17 protein-coding genes are annotated in these 13,628 nt (G+C 65.3%); 15 read left to right on the forward strand and 2 right to left on the reverse strand.

The window, feature by feature from the left end; genetic code table 11:
• Window positions 1-25: 25 nt before the first annotated feature.
• The 5 genes from KP010_RS11140 to KP010_RS11160 all read left to right on the forward strand — a co-directional run bounded on the left by KP010_RS11140 (window position 26) and on the right by KP010_RS11160 (window position 1,785).
• The gene (locus KP010_RS11140) at window positions 26-220 is read left to right on the forward strand and encodes a type II toxin-antitoxin system HicA family toxin (RefSeq protein ID WP_216280879.1); all 195 of its coding nucleotides are present in this window, start codon (window positions 26-28) and stop codon (window positions 218-220) included.
• A complete protein-coding gene (locus KP010_RS11145) occupies window positions 221-517 on the forward strand; it encodes a type II toxin-antitoxin system HicB family antitoxin (RefSeq protein ID WP_343219808.1) in 297 nt (98 codons plus the stop codon).
• A gap of 201 nt (window positions 518-718) precedes the next feature.
• Window positions 719-898, forward strand: coding sequence for a hypothetical protein (locus tag KP010_RS11150; RefSeq protein ID WP_108917330.1), 180 nt, complete (start codon window positions 719-721; stop codon window positions 896-898).
• A gap of 35 nt (window positions 899-933) precedes the next feature.
• A complete protein-coding gene (locus KP010_RS11155) occupies window positions 934-1,359 on the forward strand; it encodes a hypothetical protein (RefSeq protein WP_108917329.1) in 426 nt (141 codons plus the stop codon).
• 126 nt (window positions 1,360-1,485) lie between these two features.
• Window positions 1,486-1,785: an alkylphosphonate utilization protein gene (locus tag KP010_RS11160; protein WP_142864122.1), complete on the forward strand. Its 300-nt coding sequence runs from the start codon at window positions 1,486-1,488 to the stop codon at window positions 1,783-1,785.
• Between the two features lie 21 nt (window positions 1,786-1,806).
• Here KP010_RS11160 and KP010_RS11165 read toward each other — a convergent pair whose 3' ends face one another.
• Window positions 1,807-2,325: a YqhA family protein gene (locus tag KP010_RS11165; RefSeq protein ID WP_142864123.1), complete on the reverse strand. Its 519-nt coding sequence runs from the start codon at window positions 2,323-2,325 to the stop codon at window positions 1,807-1,809.
• Window positions 2,326-2,664: 339 nt separating this feature from the next.
• Here KP010_RS11165 and KP010_RS11170 point away from each other — a divergent pair, with 339 nt between their 5' ends.
• From KP010_RS11170 to KP010_RS11210, 9 genes are all read left to right on the forward strand, one after another.
• Window positions 2,665-4,437, forward strand: a complete 1,773-nt coding sequence (locus KP010_RS11170) for an acetolactate synthase 3 large subunit (RefSeq protein WP_142864124.1) — start codon at window positions 2,665-2,667, stop codon at window positions 4,435-4,437.
• A 96-nt stretch (window positions 4,438-4,533) separates the two neighbouring features.
• Window positions 4,534-5,085 (forward strand): acetolactate synthase small subunit, encoded by a 552-nt coding sequence (ilvN, locus tag KP010_RS11175; RefSeq protein ID WP_024881200.1) that lies wholly within the window; start codon window positions 4,534-4,536, stop codon window positions 5,083-5,085.
• 207 nt (window positions 5,086-5,292) lie between these two features.
• Window positions 5,293-6,312, forward strand: coding sequence for a ketol-acid reductoisomerase (ilvC, locus tag KP010_RS11180; protein ID WP_108917325.1), 1,020 nt, complete (start codon window positions 5,293-5,295; stop codon window positions 6,310-6,312).
• A 100-nt stretch (window positions 6,313-6,412) separates the two neighbouring features.
• Window positions 6,413-6,880: a nuclear transport factor 2 family protein gene (locus KP010_RS11185; protein ID WP_108917324.1), complete on the forward strand. Its 468-nt coding sequence runs from the start codon at window positions 6,413-6,415 to the stop codon at window positions 6,878-6,880.
• A 33-nt stretch (window positions 6,881-6,913) separates the two neighbouring features.
• Window positions 6,914-7,375, forward strand: a complete 462-nt coding sequence (locus tag KP010_RS11190) for a nuclear transport factor 2 family protein (protein WP_216280880.1) — start codon at window positions 6,914-6,916, stop codon at window positions 7,373-7,375.
• A 19-nt stretch (window positions 7,376-7,394) separates the two neighbouring features.
• The gene (locus tag KP010_RS11195; RefSeq protein WP_108917322.1) at window positions 7,395-8,300 is read left to right on the forward strand and encodes a PhzF family phenazine biosynthesis protein; all 906 of its coding nucleotides are present in this window, start codon (window positions 7,395-7,397) and stop codon (window positions 8,298-8,300) included.
• The gene (locus tag KP010_RS11200; RefSeq protein ID WP_142864127.1) at window positions 8,297-9,004 is read left to right on the forward strand and encodes an NUDIX hydrolase; all 708 of its coding nucleotides are present in this window, start codon (window positions 8,297-8,299) and stop codon (window positions 9,002-9,004) included. The genes KP010_RS11195 and KP010_RS11200 overlap by 4 nt, the downstream gene beginning before the upstream one ends.
• Window positions 9,005-9,051: 47 nt before the next feature.
• Window positions 9,052-10,845 carry a 3-dehydroquinate synthase gene (gene aroB / locus KP010_RS11205; protein WP_142864128.1) on the forward strand — a complete coding sequence of 598 codons (1,794 nt, stop codon included), beginning with the start codon at window positions 9,052-9,054 and terminating at the stop codon, window positions 10,843-10,845.
• 7 nt (window positions 10,846-10,852) lie between these two features.
• Window positions 10,853-12,157, forward strand: a complete 1,305-nt coding sequence (locus KP010_RS11210; protein ID WP_185966571.1) for an HlyC/CorC family transporter — start codon at window positions 10,853-10,855, stop codon at window positions 12,155-12,157.
• 27 nt (window positions 12,158-12,184) lie between these two features.
• On the opposite strand, the gene KP010_RS11215 is transcribed toward KP010_RS11210, so the two are convergent.
• The gene (locus KP010_RS11215) at window positions 12,185-12,631 is read right to left on the reverse strand and encodes a helix-turn-helix domain-containing protein (protein ID WP_108917318.1); all 447 of its coding nucleotides are present in this window, start codon (window positions 12,629-12,631) and stop codon (window positions 12,185-12,187) included.
• Between the two features lie 77 nt (window positions 12,632-12,708).
• On the opposite strand from KP010_RS11215, the gene KP010_RS11220 reads away from it, so the two are divergent.
• A complete protein-coding gene (locus tag KP010_RS11220) occupies window positions 12,709-13,614 on the forward strand; it encodes an SDR family oxidoreductase (RefSeq protein WP_142864129.1) in 906 nt (301 codons plus the stop codon).
• The last annotated feature ends 14 nt before the right edge of the window (window positions 13,615-13,628 follow it).

The raw sequence follows: 13,628 nt of genomic DNA on the forward strand, positions 1-13,628 counted from the left end.
CATCGATGATCTTCGAAGGCGCCTCATGTTCACCAATAGCCGCGACATCAAACGCCGTCTCGAAAAGGAAGGCTGGGTGTTGGTCCGCGTCACGGGATCGCACCATGTCTTTCGAAATCCGAAAACCGGCGCCATAATCCCCCTGCCGCATCTAAAGAAAGACCTCGGCCAAGGTCTCGTCTGGACGATCTACAAGGCAGCCGGCTGGCCCAGAGACTGAATGAGCTCGATGACCCATTACGTCGCCATCGTCGAAGAGGAAGAGGGAAAGGCAGTCGGGGTCTGGTTTCCCGATCTGCCCGGCTGCATCTCCGCGGGCGATAGTCTCGACGAGGCGATGGCCAACGCCGCCGAAGCGCTGACGCTCTGGGTGGATGTCGCTGTCGAGCACGGCCGAGCGATCCCCGCGCCGCGCAGCCTCGTCGATCTGAAGCGCGACCCGGAGGTCTCACGAGAATTGTCGCAGTTTATGGTGGCGCTGATCCCCTTACGGCCGCAGCTCGACGCCGCGCAATAAGCTCCGGCATTTCTCCCCTTGCGACAGCCGCCGATCAGCGGGATCTCAATTGCATCATCAGTGGCTCTGAGGCAGGTTCGGGTCGAGCGCATTGGGCGCGCCGCGGCCCGCCGAAGCCGCCACGCGCTTGACCCGGTCCTGCGCAAGCGCCAGGATCGAGGCGGCGGGGACGTCACGCCGGATCGGCGCGGAAGGGCGATCATGAACGCTTTCAGTCGCAACATGCTGCTCGCGCTGGGCGTCGCCGGCTTCGGCTACTTTCTGTGGTCCATCTTCGTCGCCAGCCGCTATCAGGCCCTTTGCGAAATCTCCTATTGGTCCGCGACCGAGGCGCAATTGCGCGCCTGCGACGAGATGCGCTCCTCTTTGCCGAGAAATTGACGAGGCCGCGCCACGCGCGCATTGCGGGACATGGAATGAAAGCCAGACTCTACGCCCTCGCGGCCCTAGCGCTGCTGCTCGCGCCGCACGCCCTCGCCTCGGAAATTCATCTCGATTGCGGGCGCACCGGTCGAACGGTCGCGATCGACATCGACACCGGCCGGCGCTTCGTGCAGCTCATTTGGGAGGATGGCGTCGCCGAGGAATATCGCGATGGCGATAGCTATGTCTCCGGCGCGAGTGGCTCCAGCGACACGCAAAAAGTCACTTATGCGGTCAGCGTCGACAAGGATGCGGTGAGCTTCGGACAGGACCGAATCTGCGTCGCCGCGAGCGGCAAATGCCGAGACCAGCATATTCGCAACCTGCTCGACACAGCCGCCGGCACGCTGAAATATGACGATGGCGGCGTCATCGCCGTGATGAAATGCGCGCTCGCGCCGCCCGGCCGTAGATTCTAGAAGCGTCGCGCCCCTCGAGAAACGCATCGCTCCGCTCCACCTTGCGCCGGGACGGCGCGGTCGCCTAAGAGAGCGCATCCCGATGCGCGGCTCTCGCGCGCGGCGTTCAATCGAAAAGAGGTTCGCGTGGCCGACGACGAAGACTATGTCTATGACGAAGCGAGCGGCGAATGGGTCCCGGCGTCGCAGCTCGCCGCGGTGGCGGCGCAGGCGAAAGTCGTGAAGGATTCGGCCGGCAATGCGCTCGCCGACGGCGATTCCGTGACCCTCATCAAGGATCTGAAGGTGAAGGGCGCCAATCAGACGTTGAAGCAGGGCACGGTGATTCGCTCGATCCGCCTCACCGACGATCCGGAAGAGATCGACTGCCGGCACGACACCATCAAAGGATTGGTGCTGCGCACGGAATTCGTGAAGAAACGCTGAGCCTCTCTTCCGGCTCCGCCGTCAATGGCCCTGCTCGCCGTTATTGGTCCCATGGCCGCCGGCGAGGCGCTCCGACAGAGCGAAGGCCAGCGTCGAGACGACGAAGGTCAGATGAATGCCGAGATAGAAATACAGATCCCGGTCGTTCATATGCGGCACGTCCATGAAGGCTTCGAGCAGCTTGATCGCCGAGATGGCGACGATGGTCGAGAGCAGCTTCAGCTTCAGCTCGGAGAAATCGATCGAGCCCATCCAGTCCGGCCAGCCGGGCTGGCTGTCCGTATCGACCTTGGAGACGAAATTCTCATAGACCGACAGCATGACCGTCACCACCAGCGCGCCGGTGAGCGTCATGTCGATGAGATCGAGCACCAGCAGCGTCATATTGGATTCGGTGGCGGTGACGAGATGCGCCGTCGCCTCGAAGAGATGAACGCCGGCTTTATAGAGCAGCTCCAAGAGCCCCACCGCCAGCATGACGAAGAAGGGCGCGAGCAGCCAGCGCGACAGGAACAGGAAGGATTCGAAAAAGCGCTTCATCTTCGACTCGTTCTGGTGGGGGGCGACGGAAGCGTACACGAATTCGCCGCGCCGGCCAAGCTCAGGAGACCGGCGCGCGCGCCGATCGCCTCTTTGCCCGCGGAATCGCCTTGACCCCTGCGGTCGTCTCCCGTAACGTCTGATCCGGTATTTCACCTGGAGCGGGCCGTGAAGGGCATTCTTCTCGTAGGCAGGGCGCTGGAGACGGAGCGGGTCTGATCCCGAGCTTCCGCCGCTGGCGCTTATCCGAGGCCCTCCAGGGGGCCTTTTTTATTGCCTATGGGGACGCGCCCGCGCGGTCCTATGTCTCGAGGGTCGAGGAAAGCGGAGCTGGAGAGAATGGCGAAGCAAATGACCGGAGCGGAAATGGTGGTCGAGGCCCTGAAGGATCAGGGCGTCGAAGTGCTTTTCGGCTATCCCGGCGGCGCCGTCCTTCCGATCTACGACGTTCTCTTCCACCAGGAGAAGGTGCGGCATATTCTCGTGCGCCACGAGCAGGGCGCGGCCCATGCGGCGGAGGGCTACGCCCGCTCCTCCGGCAAGCCGGGCGTGCTGCTCGTCACCTCCGGCCCCGGCGCCACCAACACCATCACCGGCCTCACCGATGCGCTGATGGACTCCATTCCGCTGGTCTGCATCACCGGCCAGGTGCCGACGCATCTCATCGGCTCCGACGCTTTTCAGGAATGCGACACGGTCGGCATCACGCGCCACTGCACCAAGCATAATTATCTGGTGAAGAATATCGCCGATCTGCCGCGCATCCTGCACGAGGCCTTCTATGTCGCCTCCAGCGGGCGGCCCGGGCCAGTGGTCATCGATATTCCGAAGGATGTGCAATTCGCCTCCGGGACCTATACGGGTCCGCGCAATGTGCATCACAAGACCTATCAGCCCAAGCTCGACGCCGACACGGACGCCATTCGCCGCGCGGTGAAGATGATGGCCGCCGCCAAGCGGCCGATCTTCTACACGGGCGGCGGCGTCATCAATTCCGGCCCGGCGGCCTCGACGCTGCTGCGCGAATTGGTCTCGCTGACCGGCTTCCCGATCACCTCCACGCTGATGGGCCTCGGCGCCTATCCGGGCTCCGGGCCGAACTGGCTCGGAATGCTGGGAATGCACGGCACTTTCGAGGCCAATAACGCCATGCACGACTGCGATCTGATGATCGCCGTCGGCTCGCGTTTCGACGATCGCATCACCGGAAGGCTCGACGCCTTCTCACCCGGCTCGAAGAAAATCCACATCGATATCGATCGCTCCTCGATCAATAAGAATGTGAAGGTCGATCTGCCGATCGTCGGCGATTGCGGCCATGTGCTGGAGAGCATGGTGCGCATCTGGCGCGCCGAGGCGATGCACGCCGAGAAGCAGCCGCTCGACGCCTGGTGGAAGAAGATCGACGAATGGCGCGACCGCAAGTCGCTGGCCTTCCGCAATTCCGACAAGGTCATCAAGCCGCAATACGCCGTGCAGCGTCTCTATGCGCTGACCAAGGATCGCGATCCTTACATCACCACCGAGGTCGGCCAGCATCAGATGTGGGCCGCGCAGCATTATCATTTCGACGAGCCCAATCGCTGGATGACTTCCGGCGGGCTCGGCACCATGGGCTATGGCCTGCCGGCGGCGATCGGCGCGCAGCTCGCGCATCCCAAATCGCTGGTCGTCGACATCGCCGGCGAGGCGTCCATTCTGATGAACATTCAGGAAATGTCGACGGCGATCCAATATCGCCTGCCGGTCAAGGTGTTCATCCTCAACAATGAATATATGGGCATGGTGCGCCAGTGGCAGGAACTGCTGCACGGCGGACGCTACTCGCACTCCTATTCGGAGGCGCTGCCCGATTTCGTGAAGCTCGCGGAGGCCTTCGGCGCCAAGGGCATTCGCTGCTCCGACCCCGCCGATCTCGATCGCGCGATCCAGGAGATGATCGACTATGACGGGCCGGTGATCTTCGACTGCCTCGTCGAGAAGGGCGAGAATTGCTTCCCGATGATCCCCTCGGGCAAGGCGCATAACGACATGCTGCTCGCCGACCTCTCCGACGACGCCGGAATCGAGCTCGGCTCGATCATCGACGAAAAGGGCAAGATGCTGGTGTGAGACGAGCGCGAATAGCGAGATAGCGAGTAGCGAATAGAGCTGCTCCTGCGTCGACTATTCGCTACTCGCTACTCGCTATTCGCTGGAAACGGACACATGAACGCTCCCCTCTCCCCGCCCTCGCCCTATTCCTCGCCGACGTCGCGCTCCAATGTGGAGACGCATACGCTCGCCGTGCTGGTCGACAATGAGCCGGGCGTGCTGGCGCGCGTCGTCGGCCTGTTCTCGGGCCGCGGCTATAATATCGAGAGCCTGACGGTGGCGGAGGTCGCCCATGGCGAGCATCTCTCGCGCATCACCGTCGTTACCTCCGGCACGCCGGAGACGATCGAGCAGATTCAGCATCAGCTCGAGCGGCTGGTGCCGGTTCACAAGGTCACCGATCTCACCGTCTCCGCCCGCTCGCTCGAGCGCGAGCTGGCCATGGTCAAGGTGAGGGGCAAGGGCGAGGAGCGCAACGCCGCGCTGCAGCTGGCCGAGGCCTTCCGCGCCCGCGTCGTCGACGCCACGACCGAGAGCTTCATCTTCGAGCTGACCGGAAAGCCGAATAAAATCGATGAATTCGTCGATCTGATGCGCCCGATCGGGCTCGTCGAGGTCTCGCGCACCGGCGTCGCGGCGATCTCGCGCGGGCCGGACCCGATCTGATCGGGCGATCCTCGAGATTTTGACCTTCACGCCATGGGCGCGTAGAAAGGTCCCGCGGAATTGCCCGTCGCCTCGACCGTCTTCCCGAGCCGACGGAAAAACAATGTAAAATCAAGCTGGAAAGACAGGCCTCCGGGACCGCCCGGCGGTCGAGGAACTCTTGAAGCCGAACGACGGCTCTGTCGTCCTGTGGGGGAAAGCGAGAATATGCGCGTCTATTACGATCGGGATGCCGACATCAATCTGATCAAGGGCAAGAAGGTCGCTGTGGTGGGCTATGGCAGCCAGGGCCACGCCCATGTCCTGAACCTCAAGGATTCGGGCGTCGGCGAGGTCGCGGTCGCGCTGCGCAAGGGCTCCGCCTCCGCCAAGAAGGCCGAGGGCGCCGGCGTCAAGGTGATGGAAGTCGCCGAGGCGGCCAAATGGGCCGATGTCGTCATGATGCTGACGCCGGACGAGCTGCAGGGCGAGATCTACGCCGCCGAGCTCGCGCCGAATCTCAAATCCGGCGCGGCGCTGTTCTTCGCCCATGGCCTCAACATACACTTCAATCTCATCGAGCCGCGCGCCGATCTCGACATCATCATGGTCGCGCCCAAGGGCCCCGGCCACACGGTTCGCGGCGAATATCTGAAGGGCGGCGGCGTCCCCTGCCTCATCGCCGTGCATCAGAACGCCTCCGGCAATGCGCTCGAGCTCGGCCTCTCCTACGCCTCGGCGATCGGCGGCGGCCGCGCCGGCATCATCGAGACCACCTTCCGCGAGGAATGCGAGACCGATCTCTTCGGCGAGCAGGTCGTGCTCTGCGGCGGCCTCGTCGAGCTGATCCGCAATGGCTTCGAGACGCTGGTCGAGGCCGGCTATGCGCCGGAAATGGCCTATTTCGAGTGCCTGCACGAGGTGAAGCTGATCGTCGACCTCATCTATGAGGGCGGCATCGCCAATATGAATTATTCGGTCTCCAACACGGCCGAATATGGCGAATATGTCACCGGTCCGCGCATCATCACCAAGGACACCAAGGCCGAGATGAAGCGCGTGCTCGAAGATATTCAGTCCGGCAAGTTCACCCGCGACTGGATGCTCGAGAACAAGGTCAGCCAGACGTCCTTCAAGGCCACCCGCGCCCGCAACGCCGCTCATCCGATCGAGGAAGTCGGCGGACGCCTGCGCGGCATGATGCCCTGGATCGGCAAGAACCGGCTGGTCGACAAGGACCGCAACTGATCCTTTTTTCTAAAGGAGACGATCACGACGCCCAGCTCGGATCGAACGCATCGTCGAAAGAGGCGCGGAGAGACGGCCGCCCTCATGACGGGGAAGCGCGATGCAGCCGAAAATCGACGAGCCTGACGAAGAGCATCGTCGCGAATTGAGACGCAACGTCTTCGAGATCACGCGCCTGCGCATGTCGGGCCGGATCGACGAGATGATGCGCTACTTCGCACGCGATGTCGTCGTGCGCTATCACGGCACCAAGGAAGGCCTGTTTCTTCCGGGCGTTCTCCATGGCCGCGACGCGTTCAAGGAGAATATTCGGCTGACCGACGTCAATTACGAGCCGCTCGGCGGCGAGGTGCTGGCGATCCTCGTCGATGGGCCGAAATCATCGGTGCGATGGCGCAACTCCTGGCGCCATCGCAACTCCGGCCGCACGGCGACGCTGGACATGGCGCATTTCCTGTACTGGCGGAACGGGAAGGTGGTCGAGATGTTCGAATATCTCGACTATCACAGCTGGGGACGCTCCGCCGCCGAGGCGCTGATCGAGCGGGACGATCCTCGGCCCCGATAATCGCGGCCCGATAATCGCGGATCGAGGCGTTGCATGACGAATAGCGAAGATTTTTTCTCTCGCCCTCCGCCCGGGCTCGATCGCGACGAAATCCGGCGCCGCGTCGAGCTGCTTGCGCGGCAGCCCGCCGAAAACGGCGATTTCGGCGTCGTCCGGGACTTCTGCGCGCAGGACGTCGTCTGCGAATTCGTCGGCGACAAATCCCGCATCCCCTATGCCGGCCGCCATTTCGGCGTCGACGCGCTGCTGAATATATTGCGCGCGATCAATATCGATTTCGCTCAATCTGAGCAGCAGATCGACGATGTCATCATCGACTCCGACGGCGTCGCGATGCGGCGCAGCATCCGCTGGCGCCATCGCGGCACAGGCCTCGAGGGCCGCGTCGATCTCGCCGATTTCATACGCTTCGAGAATGGCCTCATCGTCGAATTGATCGAGTTCCGCGATTCGATCACCATCCTCTCCATTCAGGGCGATCCGCCCTGGCCTTGAGCGAGCCTGCGTCAGCACCATGCGATTGCGCTTCTCCACGCTCGACGTGTTCACGAACACGCGCTTTGCCGGCAATCCGCTCGCCGTCGTGCTCGGCGCGGACGGGCTCGACAGCGCGACGATGCAGACCATCGCCTGCGAGTTCAATCTGAGCGAGACGGTCTTCGTTCTGGAGCCACGCGATTCCATCAATACCGCGCGGCTGCGCATCTTCACGCCGCTGCGCGAATTGCCCTTCGCCGGCCATCCGACGATCGGCGCGGCGATCCTGCTGGCGACGCAGCGCGCGCCCGAGATGCTGACGCGCAATGGAATCGTCATCGCGCTCGAGGAGGAGATCGGCCTCGTCCGCTGCGATGTGGTGAGGGACGCCTCGCGCGCCATTCTCGCGCGCTTCACGGCGCCGCGCCTGCCGGTTCGCGGCGCATGGTCGCCGGAGCCGGCGCCGCTCGCCAAAGCGCTCGGCCTCGAAAGCGAGGAGATCGGTTTCGGCCGTCACGCGCCGTCGACCTTCTCCGCGGGCGTGGAGCTCGTCTTCGTTCCGATCCGCTCGCGCGCGGCGCTGGATCGCGCGCGGCCGGACCCAGCCGCCTTCGCCGCGCTGCTGGGCGAGCGCATCGGCGCCTATCTCTACACGAGTGAGACAGTAGAGCCGGCGAGCGCGGTCGCGGCCCGAATGTTCGCCAATGGCGTCGGCATAGGCGAGGACCCGGCGACCGGCGCGGCGGCGGCGGCCTTCGCCGGAGTCGCCCACGCCTTCGAGGCGCCCGAGGACGGCGAGCATGAATTCGTCATCGAGCAGGGCTACGCCATGGGCCGCCCCTCCCGCATCATCCTCGGCTCGCGAATCGAGGCGGGCGCGCTCGTCGCCGTCACAGTGGCGGGCCATGCGGTGGAAGTGCAGCGCGGAGATCTGGATCTATGAGCGGCGAAGTCGAGATCGTCGGCGTCTCGGCCCTGCATTGCGTCCTCGAGCCGCATGACTGGGCCTTCGACCGGCTGCGCGGCGCGGAGATCGACGCGCATTGGGCCGAGCGCCGCGCCGCCGTGCCGGCGCTCTATGACGGCCCCGTGCTGCTCGCGCACAGCGTCTCGCGCGGCGAGACGGCGCTCGGCGTCAAATTCTTCGAGACGCGCTTCTCGCGTTTCCTCGCCTGGCGGGATTTCGGCTTTCCGGACGCCGGCGTCTACAATTGCTTCTCCATGCCGGCGTTGCGCTCGGCCGACGGCGCCTTTCTGCTCGGCGAGATGGGGGCGGATCATTCCGCCGCCGGCGCGATCTATTTTCCCGCCGGCACGCCGGATCCGAGCGATCTGCGCGACGGCATGGTCGATCTCGAGGCCAATCTGCTGCGCGAGCTGGAGGAAGAAACCGGCATTGCGCCGCAGGAGGCGCGGCTTTCGCCCGATTGGACCATCGTCTACGCCGGGCCGCGCGTCGCCTGCATGAGAATCGCGCAATCGCCGCTGTCCGCCGCAGAGCTGGAAATGCGCGTAAACTCCTATATCGCCTCGCAGAAAAAGCCGGAGCTGGCTGGCGTGCGCATGGTCGCGCGGCGCGCCGAGCTCGCCGAGCCGCGAATGCTCGGTTTCATCCGCCGTTTTCTCGAGCCGCTGCTGCCCCCATGAGCAAATGGGGGCTGAATTTCCTGGCGGCGCGGTGTAGATTACTCCTCATGAGCAAAGTGCAGGCGATCGGCGGCCATGCGGCGCGGCCGGGCGGACAGACTCCGCCCGCTGACAGCGCGCGCGCCATTCGCGGCGCACTGCTCGGCCGCTCGCTCGTGCTGGTCGGCATGATGGGCTCCGGTAAGACCTCCATCGGCCAGCGTCTGGCGCAGCGCCTCGGCCTGCCGTTCAAGGACGCCGACGCCGAGATCGTCGCCGCCGCGGCGGGAATGTCGATCCCCGATATTTTCGCCAAATATGGCGAGGCGCATTTCCGCGACTGCGAGCGCCGCGTCATCGCCCGGCTGCTCGCCGGCGAGCCCTGCGTGCTGGCGACCGGCGGCGGCGCCTTCATGGACGAGACCACGCGCAACCGCGTGAAGGAGCGCGGCGTCTCGCTGTGGTTCGACGCCGCTCATGAGGTTCTGCTGCGCCGCGTGCGCCGCAAGGGCGACCGCCCGCTGTTGCAGACCAGCGACCCCGCCGCCGTATTGCGCCGGCTGATGGACGAGCGCTATCCCGTCTATCGCCAGGCCGACATCGCCGTGCTCTCCCGCGACGTACCCCATGAGGTGATGGTCGAAGAGACGATCGCGGCGCTGCTCGCATGGGCGCATGGCGCGCCGGAGAGCGCGACTACACGAGGATTCGATCGATTCATGACGTCACGAACGCCGCCCGCCCCCGTCGAGCCGCAGACTGTCGAAGTGGGGCTCGGCGGCCGCGCCTATGACATCATCATCGGCGCCGGGCTGCTGGAGCAGGCGGGCGAGCATCTCGCCCGCATCGCGCCGGGCGCGGCCTGCGCCGTCGTCACCGACGCCAATGTCGCCCGGCTGCAATTGCCCGTGCTGCGCCAGAGCCTCGAGAAAAGCGGCATTCGCACTGTCTCCATCGTCGTCGAGCCGGGCGAGGCGTCCAAATCCTTCCCGGTCTTCCAGCGCGTCTGTGAGGAGATTCTCGAGGCGCGCATCGAACGGCGCGATGTGGTGCTGGCGCTCGGCGGCGGCGTTGTCGGCGACCTCGCCGGCTTCGCGGCGGCGAGCGTGCGGCGCGGCTCCCGCTTCGTGCAGGTTCCGACCACGCTGCTGGCGCAGGTCGACTCCTCCGTCGGCGGCAAGACCGGCATCAACACGCCGCAAGGCAAGAATCTCGTCGGCGCCTTCTATCAGCCCGCGCTGGTGCTGGCCGATGTCGACGCCCTGGCGACGCTGCCGCTGCGCGAGTTCCGCGCCGGCTACGCCGAAGTGGTCAAATACGGACTCATCGACGACGCCTTCTTCTTCGAATGGCTGGAGAACAACGCTTCCGCCGTCTTCGCCGACCGCGCCGCGCGCGTGGAGGCGATCTCGGTGAGCTGCCGCTCCAAGGCCAAGATCGTCGCCCGCGACGAGACCGAGCAGGGCGACCGCGCGCTGCTCAATCTCGGCCATACTTTCGGCCATGCGCTGGAGCGGCTCGTGCATTACGACGGCGAGCGCCTCGTCCATGGCGAGGGCGTCGCCATCGGCCTCGTCTGCGCCTTCCGCTTCTCGGCGCGGCTCGGCCTCTGCAGCCAGCAGGACGCCGAACGCGTCGGCCGCCATCTGACCCGCGTCGGCCTGCCGACCCGCATTCGCGATATTTCCGGCTGGCGCGACGACGCCGACGCCATGCTCGACGCCATGTTCCAGGACAAGAAGGTCGAGAAAGGCGCGCTCACCTTCATTCTCGCGCGCGGCATCGGACGCTCCTTCGTCGAGAAGGGCATAGACGTGGACCAACTGCGCAGTTTCCTCAAAGACGAAATCGCGCGCGAATAGGGGCGTCATGCACGGCGGAGCGGAAGCGGGCCTGGAGAATGTCGACATCTGGGTCGCGACACTAGTCGTATTGCTGTGCGTGCTTCTCTCGGCCTTCTTCTCGGCCTCCGAGACGGCGCTGACAGCGGCGTCCCATGCGCATATGCACGCGCTGGAGAAGGAGGGCGACCATCGCGCGGCGCTGGTCAATCGTCTGCTGCGCCAGCGCAACCGCATGATCGCGGCGCTGCTTCTCGGCTCCACTCTGGTCAATATCGGCGGCTCGGCCTTCACCACCAGCGTGCTCGTCTATCTCACCGGCGAGAGCGGCGCCGTCTACGCCACCATCATCATGACGGCGCTGCTGCTGGTCTTCGCCGAAGTGCTGCCCAAGACCGTGGCGATCAACCATCCTGATCGGCTGTCGCTGCGCGTCGCGCGCGTCATCGGCGTCTTCGTCGCCGTCTTCGGCCCGCTGCTCTTTGCGGTGGAGGCCTTCGTGCGCGGCGTGCTGAAGCTCGTCGGCGTCGAGATCGGCCATGGCCGCACGCTGCTCTCGCCCTATGACGAGCTCAAGAGCGCCGTCGACATCATGCACGAGGAAGGAACCGTCGAGCGCAATTGGCGCGACATGTTCGGCGGCGTGCTCGATCTTCAGGTGCTGCATGTCGCCGATGTGATGATCCATCGCACCAAAATGCGCACCATCGACGCCGATCTTCCTCCCGAGCAGATCGTGCGCGAAGTGCTCGCCTCGCCTTTCACGCGTATGCCCTTGTGGCGCGACCGGCCGGATAATTTCATCGGCGTCATCCACTCCAAGGACCTGCTGCGCGCGCTCGATGCGGCAAAGGCGGATTTCTCCCAGCTCGATATAGACGACATAGCGCTCGAGCCCTGGTTCGTGCCGGAATCGACGACGCTCGAGGATCAGCTCGAAGCGTTTTTGAAGCGCAAGACGCATTTCGCGCTGGTCGTCGACGAATATGGCGAGGTGATGGGCCTCGTCACGCTCGAGGACATTCTCGAGGAGATCGTCGGCGACATTCGCGACGAGCATGATCTCGCAATGCAGGGCGTGCGGCAGCAGCCGGACGGCTCGGTGCTCGTCGACGGCGCAGTGCCGCTACGCGACCTCAATCGCGTGATGGAGTGGAGCCTGCCCGACGAGGAGGCGACGACGATCGCCGGCCTCGTCATCCATGAGGCCGCGGCCATTCCCGAGGCGGGGCAAGTGTTCAACTTCCACGGTTTCCGCTTCGAGGTGCTGCGCAAGATGCGCAATCGCATCACCGTGCTGAAAGTGACCCCGACCGAGGCCCGAGAGGACTGACGCGCGCCGGACTGACGCGCGCCCGGCTCACGCCGCGCTCTCTTCGGCCGGACCTTCGTCGAAGCGCCGCCGCGCCGCGACGATCGCCGAATGGCTCTGCTCCGCCCAGCGAATGAGCGCGGCGAGCGGCTCCATCATGGCGACGCCGAGCGGCGTCAGCCGATAATCCACGCTCGGCGGCTTGGTGGGATAGACGCGGCGCGCGACCAGCCCGTCCCGCTCCAGAGTGCGCAACGTCTGCGTCAACATGCGCTTGGAAATATCGGGCGCCGCGCGGCTGAGCGCGCCGAAGCGCTGCGGCCCGCCGGCCAGCGCCATCAAAATCAGCGTCGTCCATTTGTCGCCGACGCGATCCAGCACATCGCGCACCGGACAGCGGCTCGCATCCAGCGCCACCTCTCGCCATGCGTCGAATTTACGCGCGAGCTCCTCCCGCGCATTGGCGATGGTTCCCTCGGCGTCGCCTGGTCCCAAAAAACTGCCTCCTTCACGGGCTCTTCGGTCTCGGTTAGAGACCTTGTATCAGAAACGAACCCGAAAGGAACGCTGTCATGACTTCCCCTGCTCAGCCGCGCATTTTCGTCACCGGCGCGACCGGCCAGCTCGGCCGGCTCGTCATAGGCGCACTGCCGCGAAGCGTTCCGGCGACGCGCATCGTCGCCGGCGTGCGCCGGACCGACAGCGACGCCGCCCGCGATCTCGCCGCCCTCGGCGTGGAGCTGCGCATCGCCGATTATTCCCGCCCGGAGACGCTGGCCCCGGCCTTCGCGGGCGTCGATCGGCTGCTGCTGATCTCCTCGAGCGAGATCGGCCAGCGAACGGCTCAGCATCGCAATGTCATAGAGGCGGCGACGCGGGCCGGCGTCGGACTCATCGCCTATACGAGCCTGCTGCGCGCCGATGTCTCGCCGCTGGCGCTGGCGCAGGAGCATCGCGAGACGGAGGCGATCCTGCGCGCCTCGGGAACGCCTTTCGTGCTGCTGCGCAACGGCTGGTATACGGAGAATTACGCCGCCTCCATCGCCCCGGCGCTGGCGCATGGCGTCTTCATCGGCTGCGCCGGCGAGGGCCGGATCGCCTCCGCCGCCCGCGCCGATTACGCCGAGGCCGCGGCCGCCGTGCTGACGGGCGAAGATCACGCCGGCCGCGTCTATGAACTGGCCGGAGACGACGCCTATACGCTCGGGCAATTCGCCGCCGCGATCGGCGAGGCCGCGGGGCGGAAGATCGACTATCAGAACCTGCCCGAGGCCGATTTCGCCGCCGCTCTCGTCGGCGCCGGCCTGCCGGACGGATTCGCCGCTCTGCTCGCCGATTCCGACGCCGGCGCGGCGAAGGGCGCGCTGTTCGACAATGGCCTCCAGCTCAGGGCGCTGATCGGTCGGCCGACGACGCCTTACGAGGTCACGATCGCGCAGACATGGGCGACTCTCGCCGCACCCTCCAGCGCCGAATGACGCGACGCGCTTCG

This window comes from Methylosinus sp. KRF6, assembly GCF_018887255.1.
Taxonomy (GTDB): Bacteria; Pseudomonadota; Alphaproteobacteria; order Rhizobiales; family Beijerinckiaceae; genus Methylosinus; species Methylosinus sporium.

Excerpts from the sequence above, each read along its gene's own strand:
- KP010_RS11140 (WP_216280879.1), top strand. The coding sequence starts at position 26 with ATGTTCACCAATAGCCGCGACATCAAACGCCGTCTCGAAAAGGAAGGC.
- KP010_RS11145 (WP_343219808.1), top strand. The coding sequence starts at position 221 with ATGAGCTCGATGACCCATTACGTCGCCATCGTCGAAGAGGAAGAGGGA.
- KP010_RS11150 (WP_108917330.1), top strand. The coding sequence starts at position 719 with ATGAACGCTTTCAGTCGCAACATGCTGCTCGCGCTGGGCGTCGCCGGC.
- KP010_RS11155 (WP_108917329.1), top strand. The coding sequence starts at position 934 with ATGAAAGCCAGACTCTACGCCCTCGCGGCCCTAGCGCTGCTGCTCGCG.
- KP010_RS11165 (WP_142864123.1), bottom strand. The coding sequence starts at position 2,325 with ATGAAGCGCTTTTTCGAATCCTTCCTGTTCCTGTCGCGCTGGCTGCTC.
- KP010_RS11170 (WP_142864124.1), top strand. The coding sequence starts at position 2,665 with ATGGCGAAGCAAATGACCGGAGCGGAAATGGTGGTCGAGGCCCTGAAG.
- ilvN (WP_024881200.1), top strand. The coding sequence starts at position 4,534 with ATGAACGCTCCCCTCTCCCCGCCCTCGCCCTATTCCTCGCCGACGTCG.
- ilvC (WP_108917325.1), top strand. The coding sequence starts at position 5,293 with ATGCGCGTCTATTACGATCGGGATGCCGACATCAATCTGATCAAGGGC.
- KP010_RS11185 (WP_108917324.1), top strand. The coding sequence starts at position 6,413 with ATGCAGCCGAAAATCGACGAGCCTGACGAAGAGCATCGTCGCGAATTG.
- KP010_RS11190 (WP_216280880.1), top strand. The coding sequence starts at position 6,914 with ATGACGAATAGCGAAGATTTTTTCTCTCGCCCTCCGCCCGGGCTCGAT.
- KP010_RS11195 (WP_108917322.1), top strand. The coding sequence starts at position 7,395 with ATGCGATTGCGCTTCTCCACGCTCGACGTGTTCACGAACACGCGCTTT.
- KP010_RS11200 (WP_142864127.1), top strand. The coding sequence starts at position 8,297 with ATGAGCGGCGAAGTCGAGATCGTCGGCGTCTCGGCCCTGCATTGCGTC.
- aroB (WP_142864128.1), top strand. The coding sequence starts at position 9,052 with ATGAGCAAAGTGCAGGCGATCGGCGGCCATGCGGCGCGGCCGGGCGGA.
- KP010_RS11210 (WP_185966571.1), top strand. The coding sequence starts at position 10,853 with ATGCACGGCGGAGCGGAAGCGGGCCTGGAGAATGTCGACATCTGGGTC.
- KP010_RS11220 (WP_142864129.1), top strand. The coding sequence starts at position 12,709 with ATGACTTCCCCTGCTCAGCCGCGCATTTTCGTCACCGGCGCGACCGGC.